This window comes from Vibrio sp. Isolate32 (genome assembly GCF_022397955.1).
Taxonomy (GTDB): domain Bacteria; phylum Pseudomonadota; class Gammaproteobacteria; order Enterobacterales; family Vibrionaceae; genus Vibrio.
The window spans coordinates 1-13,170 of the sequence record NZ_JAKEUQ010000054.1; the positions used below are offsets into that span (position 1 = coordinate 1).

At 43.4% G+C, this 13,170-nt stretch carries 13 protein-coding genes and 2 pseudogenes; 9 read left to right on the top strand and 6 right to left on the bottom strand.

Going from position 1 to position 13,170, the window contains the following annotated elements; translation table 11 throughout:
- Nucleotides 1-241: 241 nt before the first annotated feature.
- A pseudogene (locus L1D11_RS21795) lies at nt 242-1,435 on the top strand (hypothetical protein); the annotation flags it as partial.
- A gap of 53 nt (nt 1,436-1,488) precedes the next feature.
- Here L1D11_RS21795 and L1D11_RS21800 read toward each other — a convergent pair.
- From L1D11_RS21800 to ulaR, 3 genes are all read right to left on the bottom strand, one after another.
- Complete coding sequence (locus L1D11_RS21800; protein WP_239832779.1) at nt 1,489-1,731, bottom strand: hypothetical protein; 243 nt, start codon at nt 1,729-1,731, stop codon at nt 1,489-1,491.
- 68 nt (nt 1,732-1,799) lie between these two features.
- Nucleotides 1,800-2,867: an L-ascorbate 6-phosphate lactonase gene (gene ulaG / locus L1D11_RS21805; RefSeq protein ID WP_048609867.1), complete on the bottom strand. Its 1,068-nt coding sequence runs from the start codon at nt 2,865-2,867 to the stop codon at nt 1,800-1,802.
- Nucleotides 2,868-2,987: 120 nt separating this feature from the next.
- The gene (gene ulaR / locus L1D11_RS21810; protein WP_239832780.1) at nt 2,988-3,743 is read right to left on the bottom strand and encodes an HTH-type transcriptional regulator UlaR; all 756 of its coding nucleotides are present in this window, start codon (nt 3,741-3,743) and stop codon (nt 2,988-2,990) included.
- Nucleotides 3,744-4,082: 339 nt separating this feature from the next.
- Between ulaR and L1D11_RS21815 the strand changes: the two genes are divergently transcribed.
- The 6 genes from L1D11_RS21815 (at nt 4,083) to L1D11_RS21840 (ending at nt 9,605) form a co-directional block, all read left to right on the top strand.
- Nucleotides 4,083-5,918 (top strand): PTS ascorbate-specific subunit IIBC, encoded by a 1,836-nt coding sequence (locus tag L1D11_RS21815; RefSeq protein WP_239832782.1) that lies wholly within the window; start codon nt 4,083-4,085, stop codon nt 5,916-5,918.
- 66 nt (nt 5,919-5,984) lie between these two features.
- Nucleotides 5,985-6,452, top strand: coding sequence for a PTS sugar transporter subunit IIA (locus L1D11_RS21820; RefSeq protein WP_239832784.1), 468 nt, complete (start codon nt 5,985-5,987; stop codon nt 6,450-6,452).
- Nucleotides 6,453-6,461: 9 nt separating this feature from the next.
- A complete protein-coding gene (locus L1D11_RS21825; RefSeq protein ID WP_239832786.1) occupies nt 6,462-7,160 on the top strand; it encodes an L-ribulose-5-phosphate 4-epimerase in 699 nt (232 codons plus the stop codon).
- 81 nt (nt 7,161-7,241) lie between these two features.
- Nucleotides 7,242-8,063, top strand: coding sequence for a pyridoxal phosphatase (locus L1D11_RS21830; RefSeq protein WP_239832787.1), 822 nt, complete (start codon nt 7,242-7,244; stop codon nt 8,061-8,063).
- 4 nt (nt 8,064-8,067) lie between these two features.
- On the top strand, nt 8,068-8,715 hold the full coding sequence (locus L1D11_RS21835; protein ID WP_239832788.1) for a 3-keto-L-gulonate-6-phosphate decarboxylase UlaD: 648 nt from the start codon (nt 8,068-8,070) through the stop codon (nt 8,713-8,715).
- Nucleotides 8,716-8,723: 8 nt separating this feature from the next.
- On the top strand, nt 8,724-9,605 hold the full coding sequence (locus tag L1D11_RS21840; protein WP_239832789.1) for an L-ribulose-5-phosphate 3-epimerase: 882 nt from the start codon (nt 8,724-8,726) through the stop codon (nt 9,603-9,605).
- A 184-nt stretch (nt 9,606-9,789) separates the two neighbouring features.
- Here L1D11_RS21840 and L1D11_RS21845 read toward each other — a convergent pair whose 3' ends face one another.
- Nucleotides 9,790-9,999, bottom strand: a complete 210-nt coding sequence (locus L1D11_RS21845; protein ID WP_076677299.1) for a hypothetical protein — start codon at nt 9,997-9,999, stop codon at nt 9,790-9,792.
- Nucleotides 10,000-10,246: 247 nt separating this feature from the next.
- Here L1D11_RS21845 and L1D11_RS21850 point away from each other — a divergent pair, with 247 nt between their 5' ends.
- Nucleotides 10,247-10,858, top strand: coding sequence for a beta-phosphoglucomutase family hydrolase (locus L1D11_RS21850; protein ID WP_239832790.1), 612 nt, complete (start codon nt 10,247-10,249; stop codon nt 10,856-10,858).
- 491 nt (nt 10,859-11,349) lie between these two features.
- On the top strand, nt 11,350-11,487 hold the full coding sequence (locus tag L1D11_RS21855; RefSeq protein WP_239832791.1) for a hypothetical protein: 138 nt from the start codon (nt 11,350-11,352) through the stop codon (nt 11,485-11,487).
- A 212-nt stretch (nt 11,488-11,699) separates the two neighbouring features.
- On the opposite strand, the pseudogene L1D11_RS21860 reads toward L1D11_RS21855, so the two are convergent.
- Both L1D11_RS21860 and L1D11_RS21865 read right to left on the bottom strand, forming a co-directional pair.
- Nucleotides 11,700-12,899, bottom strand: a pseudogene (locus tag L1D11_RS21860) (MFS transporter).
- 33 nt (nt 12,900-12,932) lie between these two features.
- Nucleotides 12,933-13,170, bottom strand: a 238-nt coding sequence (locus L1D11_RS21865) for a transposase (protein ID WP_239832794.1), incomplete at its 5' end; no start/stop codon positions are given.

A 13,170-nucleotide genomic window follows, 5' to 3' on the forward strand; every position in this document is an offset into this window, starting at 1 on the left:
TGGATAGCCTCGGCCTCAAGACCACAAGGGCATTTCGCCTCAGAGTTAGGTTTAAGAGTCAGGGTAATAAGTGATGCTGTCTGGTGAGACTTTACTATTTTAAAGCCTTCCCAGAATGAAGATAGGAAAGTATGATTCGGCATGGAAACGGTAGTTTGTGTATGATTTTTGTTTGGCGACTAAACCATATCACTTACTACCGTTTTTTTTTGTTTTTAGTTCCCGCTAATCCGCGATGAACCATAAAAATGCCACCGCTCGATTTCGCTGGGAATCACGCGTCATCCCTTTCGGGCAAATGTGGAGCCATAACTCATCATGGGCGATAACCAATGTCGCTAACCCTGACTATGTTGCTGCGATGCGTGCTTACTATCAGAAAATCTGGGTTGAGCAGGGTGTTAATGGTGCTTACAATGATGACACCAACAAGCTGCTCGGCGAAAATCAATTCTTTGTTCACTCAGGTGGCAACGTTCAAGAGATAGGATTTGTTGCTGGCTCGACAGGTGCCGATGAGCTGTATAAAACACAATTTGTCAATTTCCTTAAAAAACTCTCTTCATTAAGTAGCCATGCTTTGGTTGCACTAAACATTGGGACCGCTAATTTGTTCGGACGTAATGGTCAATCCCACCTTAATGAGGCGGGATCTCTTTACCTAAGAGAGCACTACATTTTTCCGTCTACTGGGTTTAGTGGTTATTCGGGGATCTCTAAATTCTGGGATAACTCTGCGCTCGCCTACAATGGACAAAGTGTTATTTTTCAGGCGACAACGCGTTATGGGCGAGTCCAATATCTTGGAAATAGTGAAGAGAACTGGACGCAAGACCAATATTCAGCTTTAGCGATTTACCACCTTAATCGACATGCTCAACATAGCTATTTTAATCAGTGGAACAATGGCTACGTCTATGGAAGTGGCAATACGACTGCAGACACTTTCTGGCAAAGTGGTGTCCCAAAAAACATCGCCTATCAACCAAGTTCGTTACTGGCCGTTGATTTGGGAGAGCTGAGTCATCGAATCCCACAAGGCTTTGAGCCGATTTCTTTGATGCTATCGACAATGACACCTCAGCCCACTGACTACACCATCGTAGGTGATTCCTCGATGAAGAAAATGGTACATGCTGATCTGCCCAATGGTATGACTCACGTTCTACCGACGTTCACGTTCTTTATGTATCAATCTAATAATCAGGTGGTCGCAGGTGGCCCTGAAGATATGGTGTTAGCGAGAGAGTTCAGCAATGGTCGTGTGTTGTATCGCACTGATTTCCACGGTAAGAATCCGAGCTTTTATGAAACGGAAAAACTCACCATTGCGCTAGATGTCCCGATGAAACCTGTTGATGCTAACGGTAATGTTGGTGAGTATGTGAGTGAAATCAAAATTGGCGGTTATGAAGGGTTGTTTTTGCTTTATTAGAATTATTTAGATAAACAAAGGGGATCATCTGATAGAACAGGAGGCAGAAGGCTCTATAAGTTTTGCATATCGACTGATTGATGATTGAAGCCAATTGATTTTGCGGCATTTAGTAGAGCTTGTTGGGTCTTGAATACCCTTGGTTTCAGCTTTCGGTCGGACTCTAAGAAACTATTTATTCCCCACTTGCTGCTTAGAACCATCAAGTAATAGCCATCATTGTTTGGAGAGTTTACGGCAATTGCTGATTCTAAATCGCCACGTTTGAAATGATCCTTAAATTCGCGTAATACCATATCAATATCCGTATTCGACGATAAAAAAAGGGAGCGCATTGCTCCCTAGTTAGTTCTTTTCTTAATGTTTATAAGAATGCGCGGTATGGCAGTTCTGGGTCATTTGTGAAGATGTCTGCAAACCCACGGAAGTGCTGGTAGTGCATGCGACCTTTGTCTGTTGGGTAAGTGTACTTACCACCAACTTGCCAAAAGAAAGGTGCGAATCCGTATTGAAGACGCTCTTTCTTCATGTTCCACAGCATTTCGATTTCACGCGGGTCATTTTGGAAGTTAGCCCAAATGTCGTGGTGGAACGGAACAACCACTTCACAGTTTAAAGATTCAGCAGCACGGAGAATGTCTGAAGATGTCATTTTGTCTGTTACGCCACGAGGGTTCTCACCGTAAGAAAGCAGAGCAACGTCGATCTTGTGGTCATTACCGTGTTTAGCGTAGTAGTTTGAGTAGTGGGAATCACCAGAGTGGTAAACTGAACCGCCTGTTGTTTCTACTAGGTAGTTCACTGCACGGTCGTCCATTCCGTCTAGAATTTCCTTGTCTAGGGAAGATGTTCCCTCAGGAAGAGTCACTAGAGCAGTACGATCGAATGCATCAAGAACCTTGATGTTGACGTCTTTGATCTTAATTTCGTCGCCAACTTTCGCAATAACACAACGATCTTCTGGCACACCCCATTTCATCCATAGATCAACACATGCTTTAGGACCAATGAATTTAACGTGCTCACCACAGTTTTGAAGAACCGCTGCTGCAACGTTGATGTCAATATGGTCGCCGTGATCGTGAGATGCCATCACTGCATCGATCTCTTTAATAGCGAAAGGGTCCAATGGGAAGATTGCAGTACGTAGGTTTGGTTGAAGTGCTTCAACACCACCCATACGCATCATTTGGTGCTGGTTTTTCATTTTTTGAACCGCTTGTGTTTTTTTACCAGTGCCACACCAGAAGTCCATTGATAGGTTTGCACCCTCTTCTGATTTTAGCCAAATACCTGTACAGCCAAGCCACCACATAGAAAACGTACCTGGTTGAACAACAGTTTGTTCTATCTCTTCATTTAACCATGTGCCCCACTCAGGGAATGTATTTAGGATCCAAGACTCGCGAGTGATTTCGTTTACATTGCTCATGATAATACCTTTTATTTCGATAATTTGATTAATTTTGGATGTAGGGAGCCGAGCGCCTTAATTTGGATTAAGGCACTGAGCTAAATTTATTATTATTTGTGGGCTAGTCAGCCCTGCGATTTAAACTAGGATGACTTGTGCCCCTTGAGCTTCAATCAGTTTTACGACTTCTGGATTGGCATCTTTACCGGTGATGACTATGTCGATTTGCTTGGTGCTGCAAAAGAGCATTCCGGTACGTTGTCCAACTTTTGAACTATCGACCACGACGACAAGCTTATCGACCTGTTCTAGCATTTGTTGTTCGGCTACGGCCGTTAACATGTCGGCCTTGTACAGCCCGGCATCCGTTAAGCCTTTACCTGAGGTGAACATCCAGTTTCCCGCATAGCCGCCTAATGAATTAGGGGCAGGGTTTAGAAAGATGTTCTGCGCTTTGTTGTATTGACCACCAATGATGATGACATCGTCATGATCTTCGTTGATCAAGTAGCTCGCGAGTGGAAAGTAGTTCGTTACGATTTGAACGTCATCGCCACATAATTGCTGACCGAGTAAGAAAGCCGTCGAACCACAGTTGATCACGACTGTATCACCAGCCTGACAAAGCCCTGCAGCTGCCTGAGCAATCTCTGATTTTTCTTCATAGAACTCAGTGCTGTTGATATTCAGTGGTGACCACTTTCTTTTCTGAGTTTCTACTCGTTCCGCACCATTTCGAATTTTTCGAAGTCGGCCAACTTCATCTAACTTAGCGATATCGCGTCTAGCAGTAGCAGGAGAAACGCTAAATTTATCAATAATATGAGAGACGTTGATTGTCTGCATATCTTCTAACAGCGATAAGATGCCGTTATGTCTTTGTACTTCATTCATATTTATCACTCTTTTTGTCGTTGTGACAATTTAATGATTACTTTTGATTTTTTTTGATTCTAATAATCACTATCATGATTGTCAAACCACATCGCTATAAAAACCAGACTTTAATCACAATTTTTTATAAGTATTTGATTTTATTGAATTTATTGTTTTGATGTGTGATCTAAAGCTCAATTAAGCATATTCTGGGTGTGGTTAATTGATATAAATCAAAGTAGTCACAAGTGAGCATTGAATGATTACTTTTGATTGGTAAAGTCTAGCTCGTGAGCAAAACTAGAATCATCACATCCTACAAATCATTAAAATTAAAAACTAACCAGGGGTAAAGATATGGAATTCTTATATGATATTTTCTATATTTTTTACAGTCAGGTAATGACCAAAGCACCGTTGCTACTCGGTCTTGTTACTTGTCTCGGCTACATTCTTTTAAAACGTGATGCAACAACTGTTATCTCCGGCTCTATAAAAACCATCGTTGGTTTTATGATAGTGCAGGTTGGTGCGGGAACATTGGTAGCGGGTTTCAAACCAGTTATCGAAAAAATGAGTGAAATACATGGATTGACGGGCTCGGTGATTGACCCGTACACCTCCATGATGTCTACCATGGAAACCATGGGCGACAATTACTCTTGGGTTGGGTATGCAGTATTACTGGCACTTGGGCTGAACATTCTTCTTGTTGCCTTCCGTCGTATTACCGGTATCAGAACCATCATGCTGACTGGACATATCATGTTCCAGCAAGCTGGCCTTATTGCTGTTTTCTACTTCGTGCTTGGCGCAAGTATGTGGGAAACCATCATTTACTCTGCAGTATTGATGGCGCTGTACTGGGGTATTTCGTCAAATATCATGTTCAAGCCGACTCAAGAAGTCACTGGCGGGGCAGGTTTCTCGATTGGTCACCAACAGCAGTTTGCTTCATGGGTAGCAACCAAGGTTGCACCGAAGCTTGGCGACAAGAACGACAGTGTCGACCACATCAAACTGCCTAAGTGGTTACACATTTTCCACGACAGTATCGCTGCAACAACATTAGTGATGACTGGCTTCTTCGGTATTATTCTTCTTTCGTTCGGTCTTGATAACCTTCAAGAAATGGCAGGCAAGACTCACTGGCTTATCTACATTTTTGAAACGGGTTTGAAATTCGCAGTCGCGATTCAAGTTATCGTAACCGGCGTTCGTATGTTCGTTGCTGAACTGTCCGAGGCATTTAACGGTATTTCTCAACGCCTTATTCCTAACGCTGTTTTAGCAATCGATTGTGCGGCTATTTATGCCTACTCACCGAACGCAATGGTATTCGGTTTCATGTGGGGTGCAGTTGGTCAATTTACGGCAGTGCTTGCAATGCTTGCGTTCGACGCGCCAATCATGATCATCCCTGGCTTTATCCCAATGTTTTTCTCGAACGCAACCATCGGCGTGTTTGCTAACCACTTTGGTGGCTGGAAAGCGGTGATGAAGATCTGTTTCGTGATGGGCATCATCGAAGTGGTTGGCTCTGCATGGGCAATTCATATCTTTGCTCAATCAGGTACTGAGTTTAACGGCTGGATGGGCATGGCTGACTGGGCTTTGGTATTCCCACCAATCATGCAAGGTATCTCAAGCTCTAGCATGTTCTTCTTTGTGATTATGGCTTTGGCTGGCATCTATATGTACTTCGCTTCTAAGCAACTACGAGCTGAAGAAGACGCAGAAGCTGCTGAAACAATGACGGCAGTAACGCCTGAAGGCATTGAGGTTGAAGTTGCGGTACCACAACAATCGACAGCAACCGCTCAAGCTCCTTCTGTTTCTACAACGGCAGCTTCTACAATGTCAGAAACTCGCGTGTCACCAGCAGCTGACCAAAAACCGGTTCGTGTCTTAGTGTGTTGTGGTTCAGGGCAAGGTTCTTCGATGATGTGCTCTAAGAAAATCAAAGAGTATTTGGACAAGAAAGGCATCCCAAGCTCGACCTTTAACAGCGCCATCACTGATTACAAATCACACCTTGGTTCATTCGACATCATCGTTACTTCGGTTGCTCTTGCTGCGAAGATCACGGGTCTGCCGGAAGGTAAGCAACAGTTAGCGGTTAAGAACATGATTATGGTGAAAACTTTCGGCGACGAGCTTGTTTCCATCATCGAGAACAACTTCCATAAATAATTAAAAACGGCTCAGTGGTGTCGCACTGCTGAGCCAATAAAAACAATTATATAAGTGAGCAATAACATGAACTTAAAAGAATCTCTTATCAAGAATAACGCTATCCTGCTGAATGCAAAAGCAGCTGACTGGAAAGCGGCGATTAAGCTAGGTACTGACGCATTGGTTAAAGCAGGTGTTGCTGAAGAGCGTTACTACGATGCGATTACCAAGGCTATAGGTGAAGAAGGCCCTTATATCTGTATTCACGATGCGTTCGCTCTACCTCATTGCCGCCCTGAAGATGGCGTTATTCGCACCGGGTTTGCTTTAACCGTGCTTGAAACGCCAATTACGTTTGATGGCGTTGATGAGCCTGTTGATGTGTTGATCACACTAGCGGGTAAGGATTCAGAAGAGCACATCGAGGGGACGATGCAAGTCGCGAACTTGATTGAATTTGACGAAGACTTCTCAAAACTTCGTGCATGTAAAAGCCCAGAAGAAGTCGCGCGTTTAATTGATGCTGCTTTGTTGCAAGCGGAAGCGGCTTAAGGAGTCGATATGTCTAAATATAGCCAATTGAAACAACGTGTCTTAGAAGCGAATTTGCAGCTTCCTAAATACGGCTTGGTGACATTCACTTGGGGTAATGTCTCTGAATTTGACCGTGTTAACGGAGTGATAGCGATTAAACCATCAGGTGTCGAATACAGCGACATGACAGCGGAAGACATGGTAGTCGTCGATCTAAAAGGCAAGGTTGTTGAAGGGAAACTCAACCCTTCAAGCGATACGGCAACGCACTTAGAGCTCTATAAAGCTTTCCCTGAAGTGAGTGGCATTGTTCATACTCATTCACGCAGTGCCACCATTTGGGCGCAAGCGGGTATCGATATTCCAGCCTTGGGCACCACTCACGCTGATTATTTCTATGGTGACATCCCATGTACACGTCGGTTGTCTCACTCTGAGATTTCTGAAGAGTACGAGAAAAATACTGGCTTGGTGATCATTGAAGAGTTCAAGCAACGTCGAATCGATCCAATGGCTGTTCCCAGTGTGATTGTTGCAGGGCATGCTCCGTTCTCTTGGGGCAAAGATGCCAATGACGCTGTTCATAACGCGGTGGTATTAGAAGAAGTTTCGGCAATGGCGTTGGCAACACGCACCTTGAATAGTGGCATTAAAATTCAGCCAGAACTATCCGACAAACACTACTTACGTAAGCATGGTGAAAATGCTTATTACGGCCAACAATAAATCGACTTTTCGTTTAAGTAAGCCGTTTAGTAGCTTCAATATTGATTAGGTTCGACTTCAGGGAATAAGTGAGAGGACTCTATGTATAAAGTGCTGGCGTTAGATCTCGATGGAACCGTGTTAAAGGATGATCACACGATTCATCCAGAAGTAAAAAAGGCGATTCAAGAAGCCAAACAAAGTTGTCACGTCGTGATTGTTACTGGTCGACACCATACTGCAGCACGACCTTACTATTTCGAATTGGGGCTAGATACTCCAATCATCTGCTGTAACGGCACTTATGTTTATGACTATCAAACTGAAACGGTATTGACTCAAAACGCCATAGAGAAAGATAAGGCACTTACTTTCATTGATATGGCTGACGAGTTTCAGCTCAAGATGGTGATGTACATCACCGATGCGATGACTTACTCCAACTACAACCCATTCGCTTATATGTTGGCGTTGGAAGAGTGGGCTGAGCAAGCGCCAGAGCACCACAAGCCAAATATCTATCGCGTGGATTCATTCTCTGAAACGGCGAAGAGCACCGAGTTTGTGTGGAAGTTTGTGGTGGAAGGGGAGCAAGAGTCGGTTGATCGCTTGATGCAAATGCCTTGGGTCAAAGACCACTTTAACGGCGAACGTTCTTGGTCTAACCGAATCGACTTTGCCGCCAAGGGTAATAGTAAAGGCCTACGCCTTGCTGAATACGTGAATGAACTAGGTTTTCAGCCCTCCCAAGTGATTGCTGTTGGTGACAATCACAACGACATATCAATGCTTCAATACGCAGGCTTAGGTGTAGCGATGTTTAATGCTGACGACACCGTCAAATCGAACGCTCAAGCCGTATGCAAAACAGACAACAATCAAGATGGTCTTGCCCATCTAATACGTGAACAAATTAAAGGATAAAACCATGACTAAACCAATGATTCAAATCGCCCTAGACCAAACGAACCTACCTGCTGCTATTGAAGTTGCGAACAACGTAGAGAGCTACGTAGACGTGATTGAAGTGGGGACTATCCTTGCGTTCGCTGAAGGCATGAAGGCGGTTTCGACACTGCGTAAAAACCACCCTGACCATATCTTAGTGTGTGACATGAAAACCACAGATGGCGGTGCAATTCTGGCTCGTATGGCATTTGAAGCGGGAGCTGACTGGATTACGGTTTCAGCTGCAGCGCACATTGCAACCATTGGTGCATGTAAGAAAGTCGCTGATGAGTTCAATGGCGAAATTCAAATCGAGATCTACGGTAACTGGACTATGGACGACGCTCAAGCGTGGGTTGACCTAGGTATTACACAAGCGATCTACCACCGTTCTCGTGATGCTGAGCTGGCAGGCGTGGGCTGGACAGAAGCGGACTTAGTGAAGATGCGTTCTCTATCTGAACTGGGTATCGAGCTTTCTATCACAGGTGGAATCGTGCCAGAAGATTTGTACCTATTTGAAGGCATTAAAGCGAAAACCTTCATTGCTGGCCGCGCGTTGGCGGGTGAAAAAGGACAAGAAACCGCTGAAGCACTGAAAGAACAAATCAACCGCTACTGGAACTAGGAGGGGTTATGTACCATAACTTTACGCGCCATCGTGTCGGGCTGTATGAAAAAGCCCTACCAAACGACCTAAGTTGGGAAGATAAGATCAAAACCACTAAAGAGTTAGGTTTTGATTTCCTTGAGATCTCAGTCGATGAGTCCGATGAAAGACGCAGCCGTTTAGACTGGAGCGATGAAGAAGTCTATGGCCTACGCCGTTTGTGTGAAGAGCATCAAGTGCCGCTGCAGTCGATGTGTTTAAGCGCGCACCGCAAGTTCCCATTTGGCTCTGCTGATCCAAAAGTGCGAGAGCAAGCCGTTATCCATATGGAGAAGGCTATTACGTTGGCGTACAAGTTGGGTATTCGCACCATTCAACTCGCAGGATATGACGTGTATTACGAACCTGCAGACAAAGCGACACATCTACGTTTTATAGAAGGTATGAAGCTCTCGGCACAACTGGCGGAGCGCGCTGGGGTGATGTTAGCGGTTGAGATTATGGACACGGATTACCTGAACTCGCTCAGCAAGTTTGAAGTATTGAGTCGTGAGATTGACTCGCCTTATTTCACCGCGTATCCAGACGTAGGAAATATATCGGGTTGGAATTATGACATCGTGACAGAGCTTAAGCTGAGTAAGCCGCGCATTACGCAGATTCACCTTAAAGACACGTATCGCGTCACTCCTGAATACAAAGGGCAGTTTCGTGATTTAGTGATTGGCGAGGGAGAAGTTGATTTCAATGCGATCTTCAAAACATTGAAAGAGACGGCGTGCGTAGTACCACTGGTGATCGAAATGTGGGCTCAAGATGAGTGCTGGAAAGAGAATATACTCACGGCACAAAAACGTTTGAACGAAGTTTGTGTTCAAACGGGCGTTCCGATATTGTTTGACCACTAATTAGACCTAGAGTTATCAAACCAGTTTCTCTTTACGTTCTACATGCTCAGGACAAAAAGAGAAAATGCAGCATATTGCCCCCAATATGCTGCATTTTTATATCAGTAAGATGCTATTTTCGTTTCTAACTTAACTCATTAAGTTATTTTTAACGTCTAAACCGATGGTGTTTAAAAAGCGATGATTAGACCGCAATTGTCACGTGATCACGACCTACTTCAGCCATCTGAATCAGATAGTCGGTGTGGTACTTCTTCTTAATGGTAATTTGACTACCAATTTCAGCAACAATCTTTACCACTTCTAACGCGTCTGACGGATGCAGTGAAGAGTCTTTTGAAATTTCGATATTAACGCCCAAATTTGCCAATTTAATGATGTCGCTAGAATGCATAATGATGTCCAAGATGTTTGATTTTCGTGGACTATATCATTTTAAATTTATGCAACTCCACTTCGTTTAAGCAAAAAATGGGTGAGGTTTGCTTAAAATATGATTTCAATAGTAAAACAACGGGTTTTCTTGCATCACTTCGTTTAATTGTAGGATTGTTGAATAAGATCATATTAAGGCGATTATGAATAGGTTTTATGTATGGTGATCAGTAGTATGAGGCTCAAAATAAGACGAGGGGTTGACGATGCTAAAGTTGGATAAATACAAAGGAATTATTTTTGATCTTGATGGAACCCTGGTTAATTCTATGGTGGCACATGCTCATGCGTGGAAAAAAACTTGTCAGAAGTTTGGTATTCCTTACGATAAAGAATGGCTCGATCAACTGGGTGGTATGCCATCGCGAAAAGTGACTCTAGAGATCCTCAAACGTTACGACCTAACACTTGATGCTCAGCAGATTACTTCGGACAAAATCGCCAACTTTGAAGCCATTGAGCACAAAGGGGATGTTATCCCGGAAACTTATGCACTCTTGCAGCAACAGTATCAGTTGAAAAAGATAGGCATCGGCACTGGCGCTCAAGCCAAGCATGCAAGAGCGATTCTAAAGACGACCGATATCCCATCAATGATACGCACTCTTGTGACTTCCGATGATGTTGAGAATCATAAACCTGACCCTGATACTTTTCTGAAAGTTGCTAACCAGTTAGAGCTCGAACCGAGCGATTGTGTGGTGTTTGAGGATACGATTATAGGCCAGCACGCAGCGACATCGGCAGGGATGGATTGCTACATGGTTGAAAACGGGCAGATAACTAAATTTGTTCCAGCGAATGATTTGGAATTTTAAAGTGTCCCTGAACTCGAAAACTAACCTGAATTCTAAAACTAAACTGCGTTCAATCAGATCGCGTATTAATGAATCAGGCCGAAATGTACGTTTAGAAGTTGACGGTGGTGTGTAAGTTAACAACATAAATAGATTGCTGAAGCGGGTGCCGATCTGTTCGCTTCTAGCTCTACTATTTTTGATAGTGAAGATTTTCAGCAAGCTATCGACTCAATGCGATCGGAGTTGGCTCAATTGAATTAAGTTTTGTATCGACTGCAGTATAAAGGCTCGAAGTATTCTGTAGATCAGGCGTCGAGCTTTATTGTATCTAATGACTGTTGATTTAGTGGAAAAATGTATAGAAGGACAGTCAAGTTGTATCGTGTTCTCTCGTTGATCTGTGCTTGAATTTGGCATGAGGATTGTGTAATAAAACTACAGTTAATATTGACTTTGGTCACGCAGCGGCGCAAAATTGACCACAGATCACATAACGACGAGAACACAATATGAACGCTAAAGTAATCACAAATGAAAACAATGCATCGCTAGCAAAACCTTCATTAATGAATGAAGTTCTATTTTTTGCTAAGTCTACCGTTATCATGGGTGCAATTATCCTACTTGTTGCTTCTGCTTGGGTTTGATTTCTTAAACAACCCGCGTTTAGTGTGATCAGTGGTGATTAGCCACGCACTGATTCAAACTAACGTAAGAAGCACCAAATTAATTTCCTTATCTTTCTTTCTCCACTCCACTTTCTTTACCTTCTAGGCCAATCAGGCCGAATTTTTAGTCATCGACTTAGTTACTGAATCAAGTGATTTACTAAACCAAGCTACCTGTCTAAACCAACGGTTTAAACACGATGCTTTAAACTAGACCAGTACAAAACTATCATCACTATAAACGCAATTGTGGGCGCAATATAACTTGTGCTCAGTGAAAGCTCATCAATCAAACTCGCTTGCACGAATGGCAAAACAACACCCCCAATTGAACACATAATTAATATTGCTGCCCCTTGTGAGCTTTGTTTACCTGACGCATGCAGCGCTTGTGCGTAAATGATGGGGTAGAGCGTAGAATTACATAACCCTACGACAAGCATCAAATAGCCGACCCAGAGATGATTTTGATACATCGCGATAACACTAATGAAAGCGGCAACCGCGCAAGACAGTGAGAAAAGGTAGTGTTTGTTGACTATGTTTCCAAATTTGGCGAATAACAGTCGCCCAACAAACATGAATACCCAATAAAGAGCGATGATTTGTGTTGCGGACACTAGTCCAAGGTCGCCATATTGCTGGTCGGCAAGATACGCAATAGTAAAAGTACCAAAACTCACTTCTACACCGATGTACATCGACAGCACCAATGCTAAATTCATGAACTGTCGATTTTTACTCAAGATAGCTAAACCTTGCCAAAAGCCAGTCATCTGTTTTGGCTTAATATCGGGAAGGATCATCTTGCTAAAAAATACCAGCAAGCCTAGAAAGAACAGGGCGATAAATAAGAACAAAAACGAGACTTGATGAGCGGTGTTATTAACATTGAAGCCGGCTGCTACGAGAATGACGGCGGTAAGCACCAATGGACCAAGTACAGTCCCTATGGAGTTAGATGCCGTTGCCACACTTTGGCGTATCACGCTCTTATCTGGTGTAGAGAGTAGCGATACATAAGGTGAACTTACCACTTGAATTGCCGACACACCCGATGCCATCAATAAGATACCGATGAGTGTTGGAACAAGCTCTTCTCCTCGAACTAAATATGCCATGGCTAGACAGCCCAGAGGGCACTATATCAAGCAGAACTTCAACGTAGTTCTATAGCCAATTTTAGCCATGACAAATGACGTTGGAAGCGATACCGTGATTCTGGTGATAAAAAAGGCCATGGGAAATAACATCGCCATTTTGTAGTCGAGAGAGAAGGCTTCTTTGTAATGTGGTATTAGCGAGTTACTTGAAACAGTAATTAAATCCCAGATAAAAAATATCAGCGACAGTAAGACGAGTGGGGCATCTTTTAACGGGAATACTTTCATAGTGATTCCTTATAAATAGCGAAAAAAAAAGGTTCATCGCGGCTTTCCGGGGAAAGCCGCTTTTATCTTCAAGAAGAAGTAGTCTGTATCTCGATACCCATATCCCATTCGCTTGATTAGTTTTATCTTGTTGTTTATCCCTTCCAATGTGCATGTGTTAAGCGGATAACTTGCCGATGCGATAATGCCGTGAAGATAAGGACTCAGTTTTCGTGCGAACTCTTGCAATGGCTTAATTCCACTCTCCTGTACTTGTGCCCACCACACCTCC